This window comes from Neobacillus rhizosphaerae, assembly GCF_937468385.1.
GTDB classification, from domain to species: domain Bacteria; phylum Bacillota; class Bacilli; order Bacillales; family Cytobacillaceae; genus Neobacillus; species Neobacillus rhizosphaerae.
Window position 1 is genome coordinate 49924 of record NZ_CALBWS010000002.1, and the last position, 16049, is coordinate 65972.

General features: G+C 38.5%; 22 protein-coding genes. 7 read left to right on the top strand and 15 right to left on the bottom strand.

What is annotated here, in order from left to right; translation table 11 throughout:
- Positions 1 to 20: 20 nt before the first annotated feature.
- From M5A78_RS02945 to M5A78_RS02975, 7 genes are all read right to left on the bottom strand, one after another.
- A complete protein-coding gene (locus M5A78_RS02945) occupies positions 21 to 275 on the bottom strand; it encodes a stage VI sporulation protein F (protein ID WP_248734009.1) in 255 nt (84 codons plus the stop codon).
- A gap of 131 nt (positions 276 to 406) precedes the next feature.
- The gene (locus tag M5A78_RS02950) at positions 407 to 544 is read right to left on the bottom strand and encodes a YjcZ family sporulation protein (RefSeq protein ID WP_248733800.1); all 138 of its coding nucleotides are present in this window, start codon (positions 542 to 544) and stop codon (positions 407 to 409) included.
- Positions 545 to 653: 109 nt separating this feature from the next.
- Positions 654 to 1010 carry a stage V sporulation protein AE gene (gene spoVAE, locus M5A78_RS02955; RefSeq protein WP_248733801.1) on the bottom strand — a complete coding sequence of 119 codons (357 nt, stop codon included), beginning with the start codon at positions 1008 to 1010 and terminating at the stop codon, positions 654 to 656.
- Between the two features lie 4 nt (positions 1011 to 1014).
- Positions 1015 to 2040 (bottom strand): stage V sporulation protein AD, encoded by a 1026-nt coding sequence (gene spoVAD, locus M5A78_RS02960; RefSeq protein ID WP_248733802.1) that lies wholly within the window; start codon positions 2038 to 2040, stop codon positions 1015 to 1017.
- The gene (spoVAC, locus tag M5A78_RS02965) at positions 2041 to 2523 is read right to left on the bottom strand and encodes a stage V sporulation protein AC (protein WP_248733803.1); all 483 of its coding nucleotides are present in this window, start codon (positions 2521 to 2523) and stop codon (positions 2041 to 2043) included.
- Positions 2524 to 2539: 16 nt separating this feature from the next.
- Positions 2540 to 3010 (bottom strand): YhcN/YlaJ family sporulation lipoprotein, encoded by a 471-nt coding sequence (locus M5A78_RS02970; RefSeq protein WP_248733804.1) that lies wholly within the window; start codon positions 3008 to 3010, stop codon positions 2540 to 2542.
- A gap of 388 nt (positions 3011 to 3398) precedes the next feature.
- Complete coding sequence (locus M5A78_RS02975; RefSeq protein ID WP_248733805.1) at positions 3399 to 3755, bottom strand: DUF1360 domain-containing protein; 357 nt, start codon at positions 3753 to 3755, stop codon at positions 3399 to 3401.
- 142 nt (positions 3756 to 3897) lie between these two features.
- Here M5A78_RS02975 and M5A78_RS02980 point away from each other — a divergent pair, with 142 nt between their 5' ends.
- The gene (locus tag M5A78_RS02980) at positions 3898 to 4407 is read left to right on the top strand and encodes a CotY/CotZ family spore coat protein (RefSeq protein ID WP_248733806.1); all 510 of its coding nucleotides are present in this window, start codon (positions 3898 to 3900) and stop codon (positions 4405 to 4407) included.
- Positions 4408 to 4449: 42 nt separating this feature from the next.
- Here the strand turns inward: M5A78_RS02980 and M5A78_RS02985 are convergent, their stop codons facing one another.
- Together M5A78_RS02985 and fabI are read right to left on the bottom strand one after the other, a co-directional pair.
- A complete protein-coding gene (locus tag M5A78_RS02985; protein WP_248733807.1) occupies positions 4450 to 4953 on the bottom strand; it encodes a CotO family spore coat protein in 504 nt (167 codons plus the stop codon).
- Positions 4954 to 5078: 125 nt separating this feature from the next.
- Complete coding sequence (gene fabI, locus M5A78_RS02990) at positions 5079 to 5849, bottom strand: enoyl-ACP reductase FabI (protein ID WP_248733808.1); 771 nt, start codon at positions 5847 to 5849, stop codon at positions 5079 to 5081.
- A gap of 300 nt (positions 5850 to 6149) precedes the next feature.
- Between fabI and prpE the strand changes: the two genes are divergently transcribed.
- A complete protein-coding gene (gene prpE, locus M5A78_RS02995; protein ID WP_248734010.1) occupies positions 6150 to 6890 on the top strand; it encodes a bis(5'-nucleosyl)-tetraphosphatase PrpE in 741 nt (246 codons plus the stop codon).
- Positions 6891 to 7024: 134 nt separating this feature from the next.
- Here prpE and M5A78_RS03000 read toward each other — a convergent pair whose 3' ends face one another.
- From M5A78_RS03000 to M5A78_RS03015, 4 genes are all read right to left on the bottom strand, one after another.
- Positions 7025 to 7927: an RluA family pseudouridine synthase gene (locus M5A78_RS03000; protein ID WP_248733809.1), complete on the bottom strand. Its 903-nt coding sequence runs from the start codon at positions 7925 to 7927 to the stop codon at positions 7025 to 7027.
- A 23-nt stretch (positions 7928 to 7950) separates the two neighbouring features.
- Complete coding sequence (locus M5A78_RS03005) at positions 7951 to 8745, bottom strand: NAD kinase (RefSeq protein ID WP_248733810.1); 795 nt, start codon at positions 8743 to 8745, stop codon at positions 7951 to 7953.
- Between the two features lie 231 nt (positions 8746 to 8976).
- Complete coding sequence (locus tag M5A78_RS03010) at positions 8977 to 9615, bottom strand: GTP pyrophosphokinase (protein ID WP_248733811.1); 639 nt, start codon at positions 9613 to 9615, stop codon at positions 8977 to 8979.
- A gap of 27 nt (positions 9616 to 9642) precedes the next feature.
- Entirely contained in the window at positions 9643 to 10002 is a 360-nt protein-coding gene (locus M5A78_RS03015) for a UPF0738 family protein (RefSeq protein WP_248733812.1), read from the bottom strand.
- Positions 10003 to 10129: 127 nt separating this feature from the next.
- Here M5A78_RS03015 and M5A78_RS03020 point away from each other — a divergent pair, with 127 nt between their 5' ends.
- The 5 genes from M5A78_RS03020 to M5A78_RS03040 all read left to right on the top strand — a co-directional run bounded on the left by M5A78_RS03020 (position 10130) and on the right by M5A78_RS03040 (position 12748).
- Positions 10130 to 10723, top strand: a complete 594-nt coding sequence (locus M5A78_RS03020; protein ID WP_248733813.1) for a CYTH domain-containing protein — start codon at positions 10130 to 10132, stop codon at positions 10721 to 10723.
- Positions 10724 to 10985: 262 nt separating this feature from the next.
- Positions 10986 to 11396: a globin domain-containing protein gene (locus M5A78_RS03025; protein WP_248733814.1), complete on the top strand. Its 411-nt coding sequence runs from the start codon at positions 10986 to 10988 to the stop codon at positions 11394 to 11396.
- Positions 11368 to 12258, top strand: coding sequence for a ClpXP adapter SpxH family protein (locus M5A78_RS03030; RefSeq protein ID WP_248734011.1), 891 nt, complete (start codon positions 11368 to 11370; stop codon positions 12256 to 12258). Before M5A78_RS03025 ends, M5A78_RS03030 begins: the two co-directional genes overlap by 29 nt.
- On the top strand, positions 12251 to 12451 hold the full coding sequence (locus M5A78_RS03035; RefSeq protein ID WP_248733815.1) for a hypothetical protein: 201 nt from the start codon (positions 12251 to 12253) through the stop codon (positions 12449 to 12451). Before M5A78_RS03030 ends, M5A78_RS03035 begins: the two co-directional genes overlap by 8 nt.
- Before the next feature lie 123 nt (positions 12452 to 12574).
- The gene (locus M5A78_RS03040) at positions 12575 to 12748 is read left to right on the top strand and encodes a hypothetical protein (RefSeq protein ID WP_248733816.1); all 174 of its coding nucleotides are present in this window, start codon (positions 12575 to 12577) and stop codon (positions 12746 to 12748) included.
- A gap of 87 nt (positions 12749 to 12835) precedes the next feature.
- Here the strand turns inward: M5A78_RS03040 and pepF are convergent, their stop codons facing one another.
- Positions 12836 to 14653, bottom strand: coding sequence for an oligoendopeptidase F (pepF, locus tag M5A78_RS03045; protein WP_248734012.1), 1818 nt, complete (start codon positions 14651 to 14653; stop codon positions 12836 to 12838).
- Between the two features lie 123 nt (positions 14654 to 14776).
- The gene (locus M5A78_RS03050) at positions 14777 to 15973 is read right to left on the bottom strand and encodes a competence protein CoiA (protein ID WP_248733817.1); all 1197 of its coding nucleotides are present in this window, start codon (positions 15971 to 15973) and stop codon (positions 14777 to 14779) included.
- Positions 15974 to 16049: the final 76 nt, after the last annotated feature.

The window sequence follows — 16049 nt, forward strand, 5'->3', positions numbered from 1 at the left end:
TAGGAGTTGGTCTTCCCTTTTTATTTTTTATTCATCATGTTTGTGATTGTATTGAAGTCAAGCTTCTTCCCATCGTTAATGATCGATTTTACAATTTGATCTTCCATTTCTTTATTTACCGGCTTATTGGCAATTTGAGAAACTCTCCGAATCACATTACGGACCGTTTTTTCATCTTTAAAATTAGCATTTTGTAGGGAATTAGCTAAATCAAAGATATCTTTCATATTAACGCCCGTTTTCTTCTCTATATTTTTAAAGAACCCATTATCCATATTCAATAATCACGCTCCTTCATAAACTACTTTATTGTATGAAGGAAAGAGAAAATGGTGAATAAGTGGTAAAGAAAGGGCTGACCACTTTTTAGGGCCAACCCCTACCATCGAGTCAAGCTCATTGATTATTAATAGAAGCTTGCACCAACAATGATTAAAAGTATGAATAACACCACGATTAATACGAAAGTTGAACCGCCGTAGAAACCGCCGCCTCCGTAACCGTAGCCTCCGTAACCGCAGCCTCCATAACCACCAAAGCACATAAAATAGTCACCTCACTTAAGTAATCTCATTACTAACATATGAAATGACATAATAAAGTGTATGGGCATGACTTACATAATGATAAACTGAATGAAAAAAATGTGTATTTCATCCTTTGGGTTTAAAAACAAGGGCGCCAATAAATCCAAAAATAATCGCTGCTGAGATTCCAGAACTAGTCACTTGAAACATCCCCGTTAGCACCCCAATAATTCCATGTTTATCAGCATCTTGCAATGCTCCATGTACGAGAGAATTGCCAAAACTAGTAATCGGAATCGTCGCCCCTGCCCCAGCAAAATCTGTTAGGGGTTCATATAGCCCGAACCCATCCAATACCGCCCCGACGACGACGAGCAAGCTTAAGGTATGTCCTGGAGTCAATTTTGCTACATCAAATAAAAGCTGTCCGATAACACAGATTAATCCGCCAATTATAAAGGCCCAGAAAAACATCGCGAGCATTAAATTACCCCTTTTCTTGATTCATCTCAATAGCAACAGCATGGGCAATACACGGAATCGATTCATTTTGCTGAAAGCTGAGTGGGGACAATAATGCCCCGGTTGCAACAACTAATATCCGTTTATATATACCCTTTTTCAGCTGGTTTAATAAATGTCCATATAGAACCGTCGCTGAACAGCCTGCGCCGCTTGCCCCAGCTTGGACTGGCTGATTGTTTTTATATATCAATAACCCACAATCCTGAAATTGTTTTCGCTCCATTTGCAGTCCGCTCTTGTTAATAAGTTCAAAAGCAGAATCATGTCCCACTCGTCCCAGATCACCTGTAACGATTAAGTCATAATGGGAAGGATCCAATTGCAGGTCACGAAAATGAGCCATAATGGTATCCGCCGCCGCTGGTGCCATAGCCCCGCCCATATTAAATGGGTCTGTCAATCCCATGTCAACAACTTTTCCAATTGTCGCTGAAGTGGTCACCGGGAATAATTGCCCTGGTTCATTAGGCTGGATAATGGCTACCCCCGCTCCAGTTACTGTCCATTGTGCTGTAGGTGGTTTTTGGCCGCCATATTCTGTCGGGTAACGGAATTGCTTCTCTACAGCTGCATTATGGCTTGAGGCTCCTGTAAGCACATTTTTCGCCCCTTGGTAATTTACAACGAATGAAGCAAGTGCCAGCCCCTCCATTGATGTCGAGCAGGCTCCAAAAAGGCCAAAATAGGGAATTTGCATGGTCCGTGCTGCAAAGCTTGTTGGTGTGATCTGATTGATTAAATCACCGGCAAATAGAAATTGAATCTGCTCTTTTTCGAGATTTCTTTTATCTAAGGCCCTCTTTATTGCCTCTTCAAGTAAATGACGATGGGCCTTCTCATAGGACTCTTTTCCCATCCATAAGTCTTCAAATAAAAGATCAAAGTCATTCGCTAAGTTTCCATTCGCTTCAAATGGACCACCTGTAACACCCGTTGCCGTGATCATCGGACGGTTTGTGAAGACCCATGATTGATGCCCCTTTAACAATTACAAAACCCCCCAAATCACTAGTAGAGTTTTAACTAGTGCGACCACGAAAGCCGAGAAAACCCCGAAAAGAATCACTGACCCAGCAAGCTTGAACATATTCCCGCCTACCCCCAGAACAAAACCTTCTGTCCGGTGTTCAATTGCCGCAGAAATAACGGCGTTACCAAAACCAGTCACGGGAACGGCACTTCCCGCACCACCAAACTGTCCAATACGGTCATAGACACCTATACCAGTGAATATCATCGATAAAAAGACCATTGTTGCTACTGTTGGATTACCAGCACTCTGTTCTGTAAAGTTAAAAAAGTAAATATAAAAATAAGTAACCGCCTGGCCAATAACGCAAATAATTCCGCCAACCAAAAATGCTTTCAAACAATTTTTCACAATCGGTCTTTTTATTTCATGCTTTTGTTGCAGCTGTTGATAGTTCCGCTGCTGAAGCGTCATATTTTTATTTTTTTCCTTACTAGCCATCTTCAAGCTCCTTTTCCTACTTTATATTTTCTGTCATTTTGACGATTTCCTTAAAGCGTTTTTCGGCCTGTTGATGAGAAAATTTTGGAGACTTCATTTTCTCCTCTAGCCTCACAGCTTCGAGAAAAATTTTATAATCGCTTGAAACAGTAAAGTTTTCTTTCGGATATTTTTTTTCAAGCATTTTGTTTACCTTCTTTTCAATCTTTTTCATACCAAACCGGTGTAAATGCTTAACTTTATAAACAACAAGTATATCCTTCTTCCCTTTGATAACAGCAACATCGTAAAGTTCCGGAAAAGAATTTACATCCTTTTCAATTTCTTTTACTCGAGAATGATTTTTATTTTTATCTGTTATGATGGCGTTAGGATTCGTCGTTTTCATTAATGTTAACTGACTATCCTTAACCGGTTGATTAGGATGACAGGCAGAAAGTAAACATAAAAAACAAGCGAATAATATAAAGCGCTGTATAGTGATCATTTGAGTTCCTTTCCTTGTCGTTTTTTATATTGACTATTTCTATGTAGTTTTTTCGACATTGGCAAAAATTATGACAAGATAAAAGCAATTTTTCGAACCATGCTCATTAGGAAAAAATAAAAAACTGCCAGTTGCCCAGCAGTTCTTACCATTATTTTGATGTCTTTTTTTTACCACAGCCGCATCCTTTTTTCTTTACAGATTTTGAGGTTTGATTCGTTTGTGACGTGTCCTTACTATTCTTTTTCTTATTCACCTTATTCTCTCCCTCTGTAACTATTCACTACATAGAATATGAAGGATATGCAATTCTTGTCTCAATGAATGTCATTTTTTTAGAAAACTAGCCGTTTGGCAAAGGCAGAGGAGTAGTTGCGCTTATGCTTTCTTATGAGACTAGAAAAAACTGCACAATTAATTCAACGATCGCAGCCAAACCTGCCACTGCTAGAATAAGGATAACCGGTGTTGCCAAGACTGGGTACAGGTAAAATAGTCCTACGATTAGGGCTGCTGTCCAAATACCTGTACACCAATAACAGCTAAGAAGTTCACCAAAAAATCTCTTAATCCCGTTTTTCTTAGGAAGGTAAAAAACCTCCACCTCTCCATCTTCATTTTCCTCTTGTATTTCATCAAAAAAGGGTGCACGAATAAATTCGGTTATTTTATCAAAAACAAGTAATCTTGTAAGCCTAAAGCTCGCGAGCGATAAAATAAATAGGTTAAAAAATGTCATTCTCATGCAAGTTTGATCCTTTCATCTTTAAATTAAGATTTAATCCGCCTAATTTTTCTAAATAAGGCAATTGTCCGTAACCCAAAAGGGCTCTGTGAAATATGTTAGTAATGTAAGATATATATCACGGATTAAGGAGGAAAATTAAATGGGTTGTGGAAATGATCATAACGATTTTCACAGTGGCAACTGTGTGTGCGAAGTAGTTCGTGCCATTAAAGATATCCAAGATAACGCTGTAGAAGAAGAATGTGCAGAGTGTTCCAGTTGTTTTTCAGAACCGCTGGGAACGTTAGCATCACCAGCTAGGAGAGAGCCAGTTGACACTCGTGTATTCGTATTAAGTACAGCAGATGGTTCACCGTTCCATGCGTTCTTCAGCAATGAAAGTAATGCTTGTGTATCCATTCACTTCCGAGTAGAGGAAGTATTTGACAACTGTTGCGCTACACTTCGTGTGTTAGTACCAGGACGCCGTGAGGGTGGACACTTTGTTCCAGTAAACCTAATTTCAAGTGGGGACAAATGCTGTGTTGACCTTACTAAAGTTTGTCAGGTTGAAAGATTCCGCGCAAGCAACGATTGCATTACAGTTGACCTACGTTGCTTCTGTGCCGTTCAATGTATTGCCGATGTTAACTTGGGAATTTGTAATTAATTAAATGAGCCAGTCGGGAAAATCGGCTGGCTCTTTTTTTCTTTATTTTTTTATCCCTATCATAATGACGTCCTTTAATTCGTTGAGGGACAAGGTTTTCGACGTTTGATCATGAAATTGGATGGTTAACTGATGATTGTCATAATCAACCAGGTAACCCTGATAACTTTCTTCAGCGGTATAAAAGACACATGGGACTGGTGGAAGGACTTTTGGAAAGTTAATTAAATAGTCTAAGCGCTCGTTTAATTCCATTTCCTTGAAGGGTTTTACCCGCTTAAAAGAAGCATGTTGTTTCTGATCCTGGGCAGATGATATTGGTTGAGGATTTTCTGAATTGACTACTTCAATCGGGATGGGTTCGTGTTTTAACTCTTTTTTTGCAAGGGAAATTTTCCGTTTGCTTTCTTTTCCTGCCTTTTCTTCAATCAAATGCTCCTTTTCCTGCTTACTTGTATATATTTCCTGCATGTTTTTATTTGAAGGAGTCCTAGAAAACGATTGATTAACATAGATAAGCGGTTCTATACTCTTCTTTTTCGACATGAACAGCACCTCCTCATTACGTAATCCTACACTTTATATGTATGCGGAAGACCTATACTCGTTCACAATAAATTCATTGAGTTCAATTAAAAAGCCCGCAAGCTGCGGGCTTTTTAATTGAAATTTTATAGAATATGAAATCCAGAATCCACATGAATGTTTTCGCCTGTAATTCCACGGGATAGGTCACTGAAAAGGAATATGGCCGTGTCACCGACTTCTTCAGGTGTGGTTGTTCTGCGTAATGGTGCTCTTTCTTCAATCTCACTTAAAATTAAATTGAATTCTCCGATCGCTTTTGCTGATAAGGTACGGATTGGGCCTGCTGATATGGAATTAACACGAATACCGTGTTTTCCAAGGTCAGCAGCTAAATAACGGACGCTTGCATCTAGAGATGCTTTCGCTACACCCATTACATTATAGTTCGGAATGGCACGCTCGCCACCTATATAGGTTAATGTCACAATACTTCCACCTTCAGCCATCAAGCCACTTGCTTGTTTTGCAACAGCCGTTAGAGAATAGGAGCTTATATTTTGTGCAAGCAGGAAGCCATCCCTAGATGTGTTCACAAACTCACCTTTTAACTCCTCTGTTTTGGCAAATGCGATGCAATGTGCTAGCCCATGTATCGTTCCAACCGCCTCTTTTATTTCTGCAAAACAAGTTGAAATTGCTTCATCGCTTGTTACATCACAAGGAAGGACGAGTGTTCCTTCGGCCTCTAAAGAATTGGCTAATTCTCGAACACTGCTCTCAATTCTTTCACCTGCATACGTAAAGATTAATCTTGCGCCAGCATTGTGCAGTGAACGTGCAATTCCCCATGCAATACTACGCTTATTGGCTACACCCATAACAACATATGTTTTTCCCGCTAAAGAAAGACTCATTGAAAAATTCCTCCCAAAATAGATACAAGTTATTAGTACTTGGTACTAATTTTACACTAATTTATGAAAAATGAAAAGGTGCCACTTTTAATAAAAAAATAGATCAGCTTTGACAGAATTCCAGCTCCCTTTTCAGTTGATCCGCGTACTCCTTCGTACCTGTAACAATCAAGCGATCATGAAGGTGAAGCTCTGTGTCGCCGTGTGGTGTTTGTTCCTCCTCTCAAACCGAAAAGCAAGAATATTTAATAAAAATGAAGGTTATTACAAAAAATATTGGATTAAAAGGGGGTGAATTCTATTAAGATTGATATTATTGGCGATATTCATGGGTGTGTAAAGGAATTCAAGGAGCTTACCATTGAACTCGGGTACAATTGGGATAGTGGGTTTCCAGTTCATCCTGACTCTCGAGTGCTTGGTTTCGTTGGTGATTTAACTGACCGTGGACCAGAATCCATTAAAGTGATTGAAATAGTTTGGCAGCTGGTTATCAAGCATAAAAAGGCATTCTACACACCAGGAAATCATTGTAATAAGTTATACCGTTTCTTACTAGGCAACAAAGTCCAAATTGCTCATGGCCTTGAAACAACAGTTGCGGAATATGAATCATTAAATAAAAAAGAGCAGCAAACCATTAGTAAAAAATTTATGGAGCTTTACGAAAAAGCTCCTCTTTATTTACAGTTAGACGAACAAAGGCTGGTTATTGCCCACGCAGGAATAAAACAGGAATATATTGGCCAAACCCATTCGAAGGTCAAAGAGTTTGTTCTTTATGGAGATATTACGGGTAAAAAAAATCTTGATGGTTCACCAGTAAGAAGAGATTGGGCCAAAAACTATCATGGAGCTCCCTGTATTGTATACGGACATACACCTGTTAAAGAGCCACGGATCATCAATAATACCTATAACATTGATACCGGTGCAGTATTTGGTGGCAAACTTACTGCCTTAAGGTACCCAGAAATGGAACTTTTCACTGTTGCTTCTACTATGCCATATATCGAGGAAAAATTTAAGCAATTTGACTAAAAAAAACCAAGACAACAAATTTTTATCACCTTTCTGAAAATTTTCGGGAGCAATTCAAATACTAAATCCTTTTCTACAAGTTTTTTTAACGGTTTCAACAATTGAAAATTCGCAAAAAAATAGAGGCTTCCCTATTAAAACGGGTCAGCCTCTACTATCTTTCTCATTTCCTGCGGGAGCGGTGCTGTAAAAATCATTATCTCCCTCAGGAACGGGTGGATAAATTCAATTTTTTTACAATGAAGGGCTTGTCTTCTAATTAAGGTGGTAACTCCCCCATACAAATCATCTCCGAGCAATGGATGCCCCATGAAGGACAAATGAACCCTAATTTGATGGGTTCGGCCCGTTTCCAGCTCCAGTTCAATATAAGTAAATCCCGGATATCTCTCGATCACCCGATAATGGGTACAAGCGGATTGACCGTCACTGCGAACTTCTCTTTCAATGATGCTGTCTACTTTGCGGCCAATCGGTTCCTCAATAGTCCCACTATCAGCCACAATCGAGCCTCCGGCAATGGCTTCATATGTCCTCTTAACTTGACCTGACTGTTGCATCATACTAAATAGATGATGCACATGACGATGCTTGGCAATTAAAACGATCCCAGATGTATCCCTGTCAAGACGGGTTACGATATGCGACGTTGCCTGAAGACCAATACGTTGATAATAGCCAACAAGTGAATTTGCTAAGCTTCCTGCAGGGTGTTCGCGTGAAGGAATCGTATTCATACCTGCAGGCTTGTTGACAACGAGGATAAATTCGTCTTCATACAGAATCGTTAACGGAATATCTTCGCCCTTTACTCCTTCACTCGGATTTTCAGGCGGAAAGATAACCGTTACCACATCCCTATTCTGCAGCCTGTAACGGACATTTACTTCCTCATCATTAACTAGAAGAAGACCACCCTTAAATTTTATATCTGTTAACGCCGTGCGCGAAATCTCATTCTTTTTTAAAAATTCCCTAAGAAGAACCTCGGTATTTCTATCATCAATTACCCATTTCATTTGAAATCGAGAAGACATCTTTTGGGAATTCACCTCCCCGCTCAATCTGAAATAAATGAATCGTGAACCCTTTTCCAGAAAGGAAATGGTCGGAAGCGGGCAAAACGAATTTTTTCTTCAGGCACCCTGAATTGAATTGATTTTACATCCTTATGAAGCAGTGTCAGGTGATCGACTGTAACCTGAAAATCTGTTCGATTCACAGGTTTTAACATACACGTGTGGTGTGCAGGAAGAATGAGCGGCGAGCCCACTGTTCGAAAAACTTTGTTATTGATTGAGGCCATTTCCGCCACTTGAATAGCAGAAATCGATGGATGGATAATCGCCCCACCAAGTGCTTTATTATAAGCAGTACTGCCTGAAGGGGTAGAAACGCACAGCCCATCACCACGAAAACGTTCGAAATGCTGACCGCGGATTTCCACATCCATGACCAGCGTTCCTTCGACACTTTTCACCGTTGATTCATTTAAGGCTAAGTATCTTGATTCCTTCCCGGCATGCGAGTAACGGATGATGACCTCAAGCAGCGGATATTCCACGACTTGAAACGGAGTTTTCGCAATGGCAATAACAAGCTTTTCAATTTCATCAGGCGTCCAATCCGCATAGAAACCGAGATGCCCCGTATGAATGCCGACAAAAGCGGTTTTATTCAAACGACTGCTATAGCGGTGAAATGCGTAGAGAAGAGTCCCATCGCCGCCAATAGAAACAACGATATCAGGCTGATCTTCATCGTACTTAAGATCAAAATCAAGTAAATACGTCCTCATTTTGTGCATTAATATGTTTGATTTTTGATCTCCTTTTGATGTAATCGCAAATTTCATAATTTCATGCTCCTTGTACTAATTTGCTTTCAAAACGTAAAATGGCGATCCACGACACCATCTACTAAGGAACTACAATCCATTTAAATCCTCAACCCAACATAATTAAGGCAGTGTGAGCAAAGCCACACTTCGTCTAAATCATACGAAAAACGTATAGTTTCTACAAGATTGGCTATAAGGATTGATTTTTGCGGAGCTCCACCCCTTTTTCAAAAGGTGGTAAGGAAACTAGTTTTTTCCTTGTTGCTTCAATTCTTTATTTCTTGTAAAAAAAGCCTGGGCTTCCTGGATTTCGCCGCGAATTAATGACATCTCCTCATCAAGTCGAAAGGCGGCTTCGGCTGCTCGTTGCAGCCTCATTTTAATATCGCTAGGAAAAATCCCCTTATATTTATAGTTTAACGTATGTTCAATGGTTGCCCAAAAATTCATCGCCAGCGTCCTGATTTGAATTTCAGCAAGAATCTTCTTTTCCCCACGAATCGTTTGAACTGGGTAGCGAATCACCACATGGTATGAACGATATCCACTTGTCTTTTTATGAGAAATATAATCTCTTTCCTCGACGATTTCAAAGTCATTGCGATTTCTTAATAAAGCGACAACCACATGAATATCATCGACAAATTGGCACATGATACGCATTCCCGCAATATCCTGCATTTCCTCTTCCAAATTCTCAAGCGGTATTCCTTTTTGATTGGCCTTATCAAGAATACTTAAAATCGGCTTAACTCTACCTGTGACAAATTCAATCGGTGAATGAGTAGAATCAAGATCGAATTGTCCTCTCATTCCTTTTAACTTTATTTTCAGTTCCGCTACTGCCTGTTTATATGGTGCTAAAAATAAATCCCAATGCTTCATGATTCCACCTCTAATAAAACTAATTATCTAGAAATTCTCCTCAACTTTTGTAACCATTTCATTACCATAATTACTATTACCTTTAATATTGGTAATTAGATATTCTAATTCCTCATGAAAACTTATTAGTTCTATCGACTCTTCTCTAAATGTCAATAAAACAGGTATGTTTTGTTCCAGTGCGGACTTTAGGAATGGCCAGATTTGTTCAGGGAAAACGATATATGTATAATCTTCTTGATTCTCCATTAAGTAAATAAAGGAGAATTGTACAGAATCAACAAGCATCTGCTCGGCAGGAACCAACCCATTAACGGGTTCCTTGGTTTCTAAAAATAGCTTGTTTTCTGTTGTACTTGCCTTTTGAATGGTTATTCTTTTCTTCATCTTTTTACCTCCATCTTTAACCCCCTTATTTTAGCATATTTCATCCATTTCACCCAAGGATTGCAGTTTAAGTTAAACATGGGATAATGATAATAAAATGATTTCTCCACTGGAAGGACGGTAAGTAATGTCACAACATATCGAAATTGAATTTAAAAACATGCTCACGAAAGAGGAATATGAAAGGTTTTTAATGGAATTTAAAATAGATGAACACCAAATCTTCAGTCAAGAAAACCACTATTTTGACACCTCAGATTTCAATTTAAAACAGCATGATTCGGCCTTACGCATCCGTGAAAAAGGAGGGGTTTACGAGATGACCTTAAAGCAGCCCGCAGCAGTAGGGCTGCTCGAAACGAATCAAGCCCTAAGTAAGGAAGAGGCTGGTCTAGCTATTCATACCGGTAAACTCCCTGCCGGCATCATCCAAAACTTATTAGAAAAAAAGGATATTCCTTTTTCAAGCATCGAGTATTTCGGTTCTTTGCTAACGAAAAGGGTGGAAATAACCTACAAGCAAGGATTGCTCGTACTCGATTATAGTTCTTATCTTAATACTGATGATTATGAAGTAGAATATGAAGTTGAAAACTATCAGGAAGGGCTGCAGTCGTTCCAGGCACTTCTAGCCCAATTTACAATTCCTTTTCGACATACTGAAAACAAAATTCGTCGCTTTTATAATCAAAAATTTAAACTGCGAGACCAAAACGGATGATTGACAACTTCAGGCAGAACGGATTTATTTCCAGCCGACAATTTCCTCTTGATTTTACAAAGAAAAGCACAAGGACGCCTGGAGCTGGACATTTCTCGAAGTCCAATGTTATAAATTCTTATATTATAAGAATAGGCACTATTGTGTACATTAATAATGTCTAAATAGGTGGTAATTCATTTTTTCAAAGCAATTAATTTGTGATATGAAATAGGCATTGTTAAAATTAGAGATACGAAAGACATGAAGAGGAGTTGTCAACATGATTGAGAAAAAACTTACACCATTTGAGGCCATTGGTGAAGATAGATTACACCAGCTTGTCGATACCTTTTATGGCCTTGTTGGACAACATCCTGATCTCGCTCCCATATTCCCGAATCAATTCACAGAAATTGCTCGGAAACAAAAGCAATTCTTAACTCAATATTTAGGCGGTCCGTCCATTTATACAGAAGAGCATGGTCATCCAATGATGCGAGCACGCCATTTACCTTTTCCGGTAACGCCAACCCGGGCAAAGGCATGGTTATCATGCATGAAACAAGCAATGGATAAGATCGAACTGCAGGGGCCGTTAAGAGAAGAATTTTTCTCAAGACTTTACCTTACAGCGCAACACATGATCAACACGCCTGATGGCGATGAATTGCAAGGTGAAAATCGTGAATAATTCTAACCTATCAGGGTCGAAGCAACGCTGTAGTGGCAATGATAAAAAGTCCATTGAAATATATCTGTTTATTGATCCTTTATGCCCTGAATGTTGGGCGCTTGAACCGATACTTAAAAAACTGCAAATTGAATACGGTCGGTACTTTGCTCTTAAACATGTAATAAGTGGACGGTTGGCAAATTTAAATTTGAGTAAAAAAAAGAATTATGAAAATATCGCTCAAATTTGGGAGAAAACTGCAAGCAGATCGGGAATGTCCTGCGATGGCAACCTTTGGTTGGAGAATCCTGTAGATACTCCATATACCGCATCGATTGCCCTCAAAGCGGCTGAATTGCAAGGAAGACGAGCTGGACTCCGCTTTCTTCGTAGAATTCAAGAGGTGTTGTTTTTAGAAAAACAGAATATTTCTAATCTGGAAGTGTTAAAGGATTGTGCTAGCAGTTCAGGATTGGATGTAGAAGAATTCATGATTGATATCCATTCTGAAAGTGCTGCCAAAGCTTTTCAGTGCGATTTGAAAATAACCGCTGAAATGGATGTTAATGAAATTCCTACTCTCGTATTTTTTAATGAAAATTCGGAGGATGAGGGTATCAAAATTACTGGTTCCTATCCATATGAGGTATATGTCCAAATATTAGAGGAAATGCTTTCTGAAAAACCGGTGGTATCTCCCCCGCCTTCATTAGAGACGTTTATGAAGTTTTTCAAATTTGTTGCATCCAAGGAAATTGCCGTTGTTTATAATATGTCGATTTCTCAAATTGAACTGGAAATGAAAAAACTGCTTTTAAAACAGGTGGTTGAACAGATACCGGCGAAATACGGAACATTTTGGCGATATATTGATGACTAGACAAATGCTGACGCAATGCGATTCGGCATTTGTCTTTCTTTATGAATGTTATCGTAAAAATGAAAATGCCTTGCAGTTATCATGGCTGCAAGGCATTTTTCTATTAATACGAACAAAGGGGATGGGAGAAATTTTTCACGATCAAACAAAGGGGTATATGTTTGTAGTGATCAACTTCATGAATATAATATAGCATGTGTTCGAAGATGATGACAATAAGTTTGTGCTTTATTTCACATTATTGTCATAAAATCATAAATTCACGAAATGGACAATAGACATAGTAGTAATCATCCTTATAAAGGTGGAATTTACTGTGGGCAAAACTCCTTTTATCATTATGATTCTCTTTATTCTGTTTGCCTTTTTTCTTCATTTACTTGCCTTATTGAAGATATTCCCACTATTAATCAGTGTGCCAACTTTGTTTATTTCCATTTTAATCTTCCTCTTTTATCTTAATAACCGAAACCGATTTAAAGGATTTTAAAAGGGACAGCTGCCTAGTTGGCGCCGTCCCTTTTTCCTACTTTCCTAGATCAGCGCCTAGAGGTCAATGCGCTAATGCTATTTGTGCTTATGATAACAATTGTTCTAATTCGTTTAGTTTCTCTTCGAATACCTTACAAGCATCCTTAATTGGATCGGCACTTGTCATGTCAACGCCCGCTTTCTTAAGCACTTCAATTGGATAATCTGAGCTTCCGGCGCTGAGGAAATCAATATAACGCTTAACCGCTGGCTCGCCTTCTTCTAAAATCTGTTTGCTTAGCGCAGTGGCTGCACTGAAGCCCGTCGCGTATTGGTATACATAATAATTGTAATAGAAATGAGGAATTCTTGCCCATTCTAAGCCGATTTCCTCATCAATCACAATATCTTCTTCACCAAAATACTTTTTATTTAAAGCATAGTAGCTTTCTGTTAACGCATCTGCCGTTAATGCTTCGTTATTTTGTGCTTTTTGGTGGATTAAGTGTTCAAACTCAGCAAACATAGTTTGACGGAATACAGTGCCCCTAAAACCTTCTAAATAATGATTCAACAAGTATATCCGCTTTTGTTCGTCATCAATCGTTTTTAATAGATGATCATTTAGTAATGCTTCATTACAGGTGGAAGCCACTTCAGCAACGAAAATCGAATAGTTTCCATACGGATAAGGCTGTGATTTCCGTGTATAGTAGCTATGCACGGAATGACCAAATTCATGGGCTAATGTGAATAAATCATTCACATTTGCCTGCCAGTTCATCAGGATATATGGATGCGTACCGTATGCACCGGAAGAATATGCACCGCTCCGCTTTCCTTTATTTTCATGAACATCGACCCAGCGGTTTTCAAAACCATCTTTTAAAATCTTCGAATACTCCTCACCTAACGGGGCTAACCCATTGATGACTAGCTCTTTCGCCTCTTCGTATTTTATTTCCATCTTTACATCTTTTACAAGCGGTGTATACAAATCATACATATGAAGTTCATCAAGGCCCAGCACTTTTTTCCGAAGCTTCACATAGCGATGTAATAAAGGAAGGTTTTCCGTAATCGTATTTACAAGGTTTTCATACACACTCTCGGGAATATTATTGGCAGAAAGGGCTGCATTCCTTGCTGAATCATATTTTCTTACTCTTGCATTAAAATTGTCCTTTTTCACATTGCCACTTAATGTGCTTGAGAATGTATTTTTAAAACCACCATACGTTTTATATACCGCTTTAAAGGCATCCCGCCTTACACGTGGGTCTTCACTTTCCAAGAAGCGGATATAACGACCATGGGTAATTTCAACTTCTTGCCCGTTCCCATCTTTTATCGATGGGAATTCCAAATCAGCATTGTTTAACATCCCAAATGTATTAGTGGAAGCATCCATTACTTCGCTTGCCTCTGCTAGTAATGCTTCCTGCTCAGCACTTAACACATGCGGTCTTTGCAAATTAATTTCAGCAATGGCGTGCTCATATAGCTTTAATTCTGGCTTTTCATTTAGAAAGCTCGTCACTTTGCTTTCATCGATTGAGAGAATTTCCGGAACGATAAAGGCCAACTGACTTCCTGCTTGTGAATACAGATTCTTCATTCGGTCATCTAAGCCTTGATAAAAGGAATTAGTTGTATCTTGGTCATAGCGCATATGCGAATATGTATAAAGCTTTCCAATTCGTTCTAATAGCTCATCTTGGAACTGAAGAGCTTTATAAAGCGTCTCCGCACTTTCTTCTAATTTCCCTTCAAACTCCTTAATTCCCGGGATTAGCTTTTTTACCTCTTGGAATTCTTTTTCCCATTCCTTATCATCTGCAAAAATATCTTCTAATTTCCATGTGTCATCCACAGGAATCTCATTTCTTGCAGGTAGTGACTTTACTGCAGTTTCATTTGCCATCATCCATCCTCCATTCAAATTCGGATTGTGAAAAGAATCCACACATAAATATATTCTCCTAATTATTCTAATTTCCTTTAAAATGTGTAACAAGCTATCCCCTATATTATGCCCAGTTTTTATTTATTTTTCTGTAAGAATACGTGTGTTTTTTTGATAAAAGAGAGTTTTTGCCTCCTCTCTCTCCCGGTTGGACCTTGGTATCGTAATTTTTCGTTGGACTTGGAATTCAGTGTTTCCTTTTCTGATTAAAATACCGAACCGCACTAAATGTTGTAAATACTCCATTTCGGCTAGTAAGGGGGTGACCTGCACTAACTGTGGCAAATTTCGAATGATAATATCCTTCCTCCTTATTCTTTTGTTAAAATGAGCCTTAATTTCTTGTAAAGTAATCAAATCATTGGGGTTCTTCCCTGCAAGAACATCAAGGAATAAATAGGTTTGCCAAATAATTGGAGCAGTTTGAATGGTTAACGAATGAGGAACAGGAAGGCCAATTTCTGGTGGCAACAAGAACAAATTAAGGTTTTTTGTATAAATCTCATTAAGAAATGGATTTTGTATTTTTACAGGATGACGTGTCAAATTAAATTTGAAATTTTCTATCTCGCTCATCCAACTGGATAGATTAAGATGATGCTCACTTATTGGTTCTAATAAGCCTTCTATTTTCAAATCATTAAGTGGATATTGGGATGTTTGTGCGAACGCATTTTTAATTGAGTAGGAAGTTATCGATCCAACTAATTGAAAAAGATGTTTTTCGGGGCAATATGATGGAATATAAAGATTTCCAGACGAAGTAGCTCGTAAAAATAAATAATGAAAATTGGACAATGAGATAATATCTAGTTTCTTTTGGTGAATATGGTTGCTTGAGAGTATCCATAATGGATGGTATTCATTTTTGAGATACGTTTTCGTCCTCTTGATAAAAGCGTTTTCCGGAAGCGATGAGCACTGATACTCCAAGGCGTATTTCTTTTCCTTAAACTTAAACAAAATATCGGGGCGCTGCCCAATCTCCTTATCATAGAATTCCAGCACAGAAGGTATTCTTTGCCGAATGAGCCACTGATATAACTGCCGTTTCCCTTCCATATGGGTGATCGTTTCATTTTCATAAAACTCACTGCAGCTACTGCTTTGTTTATGTGCAAAATGAAAAATTCGTTGATCCCCTAATTTAAGAGAAACACTTTCACCGCATATTGGACAAAAAAATTCTTCTTTACTGCGAAAATATAAAAGAGTTTCCTTTTTGTAATTATAACCTAGGTTGATTTTTTTACCAGATCTTGTATGCGCAGTTAGCAATTCAACATCTCCTTTCTCGTTTAATAATTCGCCAAATTTTGCTATTATTCCTTTAAATAAAAAAAGAAAACTCGCC

Bases quoted from the DNA above. Each gene is read 5' to 3' on its own strand.
- M5A78_RS02980 (WP_248733806.1), top strand. From the start codon at position 3,898: ATGGGTTGTGGAAATGATCATAACGATTTTCACAGTGGCAACTGTGTG.
- M5A78_RS02950 (WP_248733800.1), bottom strand. From the start codon at position 544: ATGTGCTTTGGTGGTTATGGAGGCTGCGGTTACGGAGGCTACGGTTAC.
- M5A78_RS03025 (WP_248733814.1), top strand. From the start codon at position 10,986: ATGATTGAGAAAAAACTTACACCATTTGAGGCCATTGGTGAAGATAGA.
- M5A78_RS02945 (WP_248734009.1), bottom strand. From the start codon at position 275: ATGGATAATGGGTTCTTTAAAAATATAGAGAAGAAAACGGGCGTTAAT.
- M5A78_RS03015 (WP_248733812.1), bottom strand. From the start codon at position 10,002: ATGAAGAAAAGAATAACCATTCAAAAGGCAAGTACAACAGAAAACAAG.
- spoVAE (WP_248733801.1), bottom strand. From the start codon at position 1,010: ATGCTCGCGATGTTTTTCTGGGCCTTTATAATTGGCGGATTAATCTGT.
- M5A78_RS02985 (WP_248733807.1), bottom strand. From the start codon at position 4,953: ATGTCGAAAAAGAAGAGTATAGAACCGCTTATCTATGTTAATCAATCG.
- M5A78_RS03020 (WP_248733813.1), top strand. From the start codon at position 10,130: ATGTCACAACATATCGAAATTGAATTTAAAAACATGCTCACGAAAGAG.
- M5A78_RS03010 (WP_248733811.1), bottom strand. From the start codon at position 9,615: ATGAAGCATTGGGATTTATTTTTAGCACCATATAAACAGGCAGTAGCG.
- M5A78_RS02970 (WP_248733804.1), bottom strand. From the start codon at position 3,010: ATGATCACTATACAGCGCTTTATATTATTCGCTTGTTTTTTATGTTTA.
- M5A78_RS03000 (WP_248733809.1), bottom strand. From the start codon at position 7,927: ATGTCTTCTCGATTTCAAATGAAATGGGTAATTGATGATAGAAATACC.
- pepF (WP_248734012.1), bottom strand. From the start codon at position 14,653: ATGGCAAATGAAACTGCAGTAAAGTCACTACCTGCAAGAAATGAGATT.
- M5A78_RS03030 (WP_248734011.1), top strand. From the start codon at position 11,368: ATGAATTGCAAGGTGAAAATCGTGAATAATTCTAACCTATCAGGGTCG.
- M5A78_RS03035 (WP_248733815.1), top strand. From the start codon at position 12,251: ATGACTAGACAAATGCTGACGCAATGCGATTCGGCATTTGTCTTTCTT.
- spoVAC (WP_248733803.1), bottom strand. From the start codon at position 2,523: ATGGCTAGTAAGGAAAAAAATAAAAATATGACGCTTCAGCAGCGGAAC.
- M5A78_RS03005 (WP_248733810.1), bottom strand. From the start codon at position 8,745: ATGAAATTTGCGATTACATCAAAAGGAGATCAAAAATCAAACATATTA.
- M5A78_RS02975 (WP_248733805.1), bottom strand. From the start codon at position 3,755: ATGAGAATGACATTTTTTAACCTATTTATTTTATCGCTCGCGAGCTTT.
- fabI (WP_248733808.1), bottom strand. From the start codon at position 5,849: ATGAGTCTTTCTTTAGCGGGAAAAACATATGTTGTTATGGGTGTAGCC.